This is a genomic window from Bradyrhizobium sp. PRIMUS42 (genome assembly GCF_023006515.1).
GTDB lineage: Bacteria > Pseudomonadota > Alphaproteobacteria > Rhizobiales > Xanthobacteraceae > Bradyrhizobium.
This window is the reverse complement of sequence record NZ_JALBGZ010000508.1, coordinates 1-4,728: the sequence shown is the minus strand read 5'-3', so window position 1 is coordinate 4,728 and position 4,728 is coordinate 1. Positions and strand designations below refer to the sequence as shown.

The following is a 4,728-nucleotide window of genomic DNA, read 5'->3' as shown; positions in this document are numbered from 1 at the left end:
AGCTGCGCCGCCGCGCCCGGATCAAACCGGCACCAGGCGCCGCCGGTCAGGCGCGCGATCTCGCGAAAGGCCTGCTCGGCGACCGCGTCATGACCTTCCTGAAACACGAACACCGGCACATTGAGCATGCCGAGCTCGCCGGCCTTGACGCAGAGCTCGTCGACGTTCTCCTCCATGGCATCGCCGACGAAGACGACGGCGCGCACGCCAGATGCGACCGCTTCGCGCCGCGCCTCGCTCAGCACCTTGCCGATCTGGGTGTCGCCGCCGCGGCAATCGATCTTGCTCATCAGCGCCGCAAGCCTGGTGCTATCGGAGATCCATCCCGTGGCGCGGCACTCGTTCAGACCGCGATAGTAGACGAGCCGGATATCAAGACTGCCGAGTGCCGCGGTCTCGCGAAACATGTCGGCCTGAAGCGCGCAAGCCATGTCCCAGGTGGGCTGCCGGCTCATCGTGGCATCCAATGCGAAGATCAGCCGCCCCTTCGCGCCCGGCGCATGGGGTGACAGCGCCCGCGCCTTGGCGACGAAAGCGGCAATGTCCTCCGTGGTCGACGTTCCGGCCTGCGGCACCGCGCCGCCTGCTTGTGCCGAGACGGCATCGCCGCCGCCCGGCTTGATGGGTTCGCCCGACATCGCTTGACCCTGCGTAAGCAGCTAATGTGGTCAGCCCGGGCAGCCCGGTCAATGTGCAAAGCCTCCGCGGGCGGAGGCCGGCGGAGGCTTTGGAAATCAGTACAATCGGGGGTGAGAGCGTCGGCTCTCGATGTTAGCTCTTGGCGGGCGCCATCAGCGCGACCGGGCCGGGCTCGAGGACGTTGGGCGGCGACGATTGCGTGTCGACCGGCGCGATCTCGCTGTCGGTCGCGCTCAGGAATTTGTCGAGCATGCTCTGGATCGAGTTCTTTGCGACATCCGGACCGGTGTCACGCATGTCGTTATGCTGAAACTCGGTCTTCACGACCTGGATGCCCGCCTTCTCGCATTCCTCGTCGGTCGGTAGCACGCCCGCATCGGCCTTGAACTGCGGATCCTGCGAACGGAACGACAGGATCTTGAACTTGCCCGCGGTGACGAAGGGCACGCGCAGATTGTCGAGCGTGACGACCTTCTTGACCTCATCCGGATACTGCTTGGCGAAATACATCGTGATGTCGCCGCCCATGGAGTGGCCGACCATCGTCACCCTGGCGTAATCGGCGTTGGGCTGAACCTTCTTCAACTCCTGCATGGCCAGATGAATGTTGGCGACGCCGCGCAGGATCTGCGGCAGCCGGCCGACATAGAGCTCACCCGGCTTGGTGACCATCGGAGGATCGGTCGGCAGATCGTGCTGCGGGCTCACGACCATGTAGCCGCGCGCAGCGAAGATGTTGGCGAGGAAGCCGTATTCGGTGTTCTTGACGGTATTGCCGTGATTGATCACTGCGACCGGCAGCGTGATCATGCCGGCATTGGCCTGCATTTCCTTGTCGCGTCGCACCGCGATTTGGACGGGCACCGGACGGTTGTCGCGGGAGGCGTCGTAGAAAGTGATGGTCTCGTGCTTGATCGCCCACTTGCTCGCCGTGAAATAGGCGATGCCGCAGAGGGCACTGACGGAAACCAAAACGGCAATTCCACGCTTCATTTTCGTCCTCAGCCTCAGGCTCTTGCGGCCTGAATCCCTGTTGAAAATCGTGTTCTTCCGGGGCTCTTCGTCCCCTGGTCGCCTAATCGCTAATATATGTCACAGGCGCGTGACAGGAAGGCCAAATATTGTGAAGCTGCAGCTCTTTCGTTGTGCGGCGCACACGTTTTCTGGGCACCCTTTTGATCTACAGCTACGTCAGGTGCACCTCACCATCGGACGCAACCCATCTCGATCAGGTTCAATTTCGCAGTAAACGTGGGGTGAAAACGGCCGAACGCGACCAGGGTTCCCGCGGAACCCTGGCACTCAGATCGATCGAAAGTAGCGAGATACCGCCTTAGGCGCGCCCGGAATCCTTAGGCGCCCAGAATGTCGTGCACTTCGAGCGGCTTGTCGATCTGGTTGAACCATTCGGCCCGGTTGGCGGCGCGACGGCGCCCGCGCTCATCGAGCGGCAGCTTGAGCTGGCGGAGCAGGCTCGTCACCTCTTCCCGTGCGGTGAGATGGCCGAGATTGGGCCGCATGCCGAGCGTGGCCTCGTCGATCTCGTCGAGGGCGGTCAGGCCGCGCGGGAAAAATTCGCGATAGACCACGCGTTCGGCGAAGCCGTCGACGTAGCGGAAGCCGAGCCGCAGCGACAGATCCTTCAACCCCTCCGCGACGAGCTGCTTGTTGCGGGAGCCGAGCATCGACAGGCGGTTGCGCACGACGATCCAGTCGGTGGTCGAACCGTCGAGCTGGCGGCGCTTGCGCCTGACGTCGCGCACCATCTCGGCATAGTGGCTCTCGCCCGTCACCGCGTAGCTCGCGGGATCGACGGTACCGAGCACGTCGAAATCGAGGAAGCTGTCGTTGATCGGCGTGACCAGCGTGTCGGCCATCGAGTGCGCGAGGCGCATGAGGTAGCTGTCGGTGCCCGGCGTATCGATGACGATGAAGTCGAAGCTGCTCTCGACTGCCGAGACAGCCTCCATGAACTGCAGGAACTCGGAATTCTCGTTCTCGGCGATCTGCATGGTCTCGCCGAGCTTGATGCAGCGATGCACCGGCAGCTCGAGGTCGAGCTTGGTGCGGCGCGCCCAGGCGGCACGATTGCCGATGTAGTGGGTAAAGCTTTGCTGACGGCAGTCGAGGTCGATGGTGGCGACGCGCTGTCCGGCCTTCAGGAGCGCAACCGCGATGTGCAGGGCGGAGGTCGACTTGCCGGAGCCGCCCTTCTCGTTGCCGAGCACGACAACGTGCGCCGAGCCGGATTGGCCTTGGCTAGCCTGCACAAGCATGGCGATCCTCAACACCCCTGATGAATAATCTTCGAGTTGGCCGGGTCTGCGGTCAAGTGAAATGCGTGACAGGTTATGCAAATCGTATCGTGCCGTTCTTCATCATGAATAGCGGCACTCATCTTCGTCTGTGATACAGCCCACAATGTCGCGACGTCGTGCGCCAGCTTGCAGAGGATGCTGTGCCGCATCCGGGTGCATGGCGTCCACGATCGCTGCTTGTTAAGGTTAGCCGCCCCGGGCGCCAGATCGTGCCGCGCCGATTCCCAACCCTGTCGAGTCCCGATGTCACCAAGCCCCTTGATCGCCCGCACGGTCCCCACCTTGCGCCGCGCCGTCGACAATCTTCGCAAGCGAAAGGCCACGATCGCGCTGGTCCCGACCATGGGGGCCCTCCATGACGGGCATGTGTCCCTCGTCCGCCTCGCCAAGCGGCGCGCCAGCCGCGTCGTGGTCTCGATTTTCGTCAACCCGACCCAGTTCGCCCCGACCGAGGATTTCGGCGCCTATCCGCGCACCTGGAAGGCCGACATCGCCAAGCTCGCGGCCGAGGATGTCGACGTCGTCTGGCATCCGGAGGTCAAGGCCATGTATCCCGACGGCTTCGCCACCCGCATTGTGCCGGAGGGGCCGGCGCTCGCCGGGCTCGAGGACCGCTTCCGCCCGCATTTCTTCGGCGGCGTCGCAACCGTCGTCGGCAAGCTGTTCACGCAGTGCCGGCCGGACTTTGCGATCTTCGGCGAAAAGGATTTTCAGCAGTTGCGGGTGGTGACGCAGATGGCGCGCGACCTCGACCTCGGCGTCAAGGTGATCGGCTCGCGCACTGTGCGTGAGCGCGACGGGCTCGCGATGTCCTCGCGCAACGTCTATCTGTCGCCCCAGGAGCGGCAGACCGCCACCGTCCTCTACCGTGCCATGAAAGCGAGCGCGCAGCGGATCAAGGCCGGCGATGCCATCGCGCCCGCGATGGCCGGCGGCGCCGAGATGATCAAGGCGGCGGGCTTTGCGCTCGACTATTTCGAGGTCCGCCATGCCGAGACGCTGGCGCCGGTCACCTCGCGCAAGGACGGCCCCTTGCGGATCCTGGTCGCGGCCAAGCTCGGCACCACCCGGCTGATCGACAATATCGCGGTCTGAAGCGCGATGATATCATCGCGCTTCAGCTTATTGTTTGAGCATGATCTCCGCGCAAACGCGTTCAGCGTTTGTCGCGAGGGAAAACCGCTGCGCACTTTTCCGGATCATGCTTAGAGCAGCCCGAGATCGCGCAATTCACGCCGCATCGGCTCCGGCATCGCCGCGATCGAGCCGGCGGCGGACTTGCCGAGATCAGCCGGCACGGAATCCTCCGTGAGATAGCGCCAGCCCTGGAACGGGCGCATCGGCCGCGGCGACACCGAGATCACCTTCGGCTGCATCACGATGCGGCAGCGCCCGATGCCGTCCTTGTCGCGGAACGGCTCGATGCCGATGATCTTTTCCCGCGCGGCGATCTCGCCCTTGATCACCCAATAGAGCGACCCGCCCGCGAGGATCTCGGTGTCGCGCTTGGGCACCATGCGCGTGATGTGGATGTGATGTTGCGGCAGACCCTTCTTCTTGGCGGTCTGCATCCGTTCGGCGATCCACTCCTTCAATTCCTTGACGGAGTCGCAGCCGACGGCGAGCTTGATCAGATGTAGCGGCATGCCCAAGCATTAGCCGGGCAGCACCGCATTTGGAATGCCGATCTACTCGTTATCCGCAGCTGCGGGAGCGGCCGCCGTGGCCGGCGGCGGAGCGAGCGGAACCGGTGCTGCGGGAGCGCGAGCAG

The 4,728-nt window shown here is 64.0% G+C and carries 5 protein-coding genes; 1 reads left to right on the top strand and 4 read right to left on the bottom strand.

Annotated features, from left to right (window positions below; all coding sequences use genetic code 11):
* From MOV75_RS27950 to MOV75_RS27940, 3 genes are all read right to left on the bottom strand, one after another.
* Positions 1-638, bottom strand: a 638-nt coding sequence (locus MOV75_RS27950) for a VWA domain-containing protein (protein ID WP_247006965.1), incomplete at its 3' end; no start/stop codon positions are given.
* 133 nt (positions 639-771) lie between these two features.
* Positions 772-1,632, bottom strand: coding sequence for an alpha/beta fold hydrolase (locus MOV75_RS27945; protein WP_246930013.1), 861 nt, complete (start codon positions 1,630-1,632; stop codon positions 772-774).
* Positions 1,633-1,991: 359 nt separating this feature from the next.
* Positions 1,992-2,915, bottom strand: coding sequence for a division plane positioning ATPase MipZ (locus MOV75_RS27940; RefSeq protein ID WP_246930014.1), 924 nt, complete (start codon positions 2,913-2,915; stop codon positions 1,992-1,994).
* A gap of 285 nt (positions 2,916-3,200) precedes the next feature.
* Here MOV75_RS27940 and panC point away from each other — a divergent pair, with 285 nt between their 5' ends.
* Positions 3,201-4,052, top strand: a complete 852-nt coding sequence (panC, locus tag MOV75_RS27935) for a pantoate--beta-alanine ligase (RefSeq protein ID WP_246930015.1) — start codon at positions 3,201-3,203, stop codon at positions 4,050-4,052.
* A 110-nt stretch (positions 4,053-4,162) separates the two neighbouring features.
* Here the strand turns inward: panC and MOV75_RS27930 are convergent, their stop codons facing one another.
* The gene (locus MOV75_RS27930) at positions 4,163-4,603 is read right to left on the bottom strand and encodes a DUF1489 family protein (RefSeq protein ID WP_246930017.1); all 441 of its coding nucleotides are present in this window, start codon (positions 4,601-4,603) and stop codon (positions 4,163-4,165) included.
* Between the last annotated feature and the right edge of the window lie 125 nt (positions 4,604-4,728).

Coding starts and splice junctions, on each gene's coding strand:
- MOV75_RS27945 (WP_246930013.1), bottom strand. CDS start 1,632: ATGAAGCGTGGAATTGCCGTTTTGGTTTCCGTCAGTGCCCTCTGCGGC.
- MOV75_RS27940 (WP_246930014.1), bottom strand. CDS start 2,915: ATGCTTGTGCAGGCTAGCCAAGGCCAATCCGGCTCGGCGCACGTTGTC.
- panC (WP_246930015.1), top strand. CDS start 3,201: ATGTCACCAAGCCCCTTGATCGCCCGCACGGTCCCCACCTTGCGCCGC.
- MOV75_RS27930 (WP_246930017.1), bottom strand. CDS start 4,603: ATGCCGCTACATCTGATCAAGCTCGCCGTCGGCTGCGACTCCGTCAAG.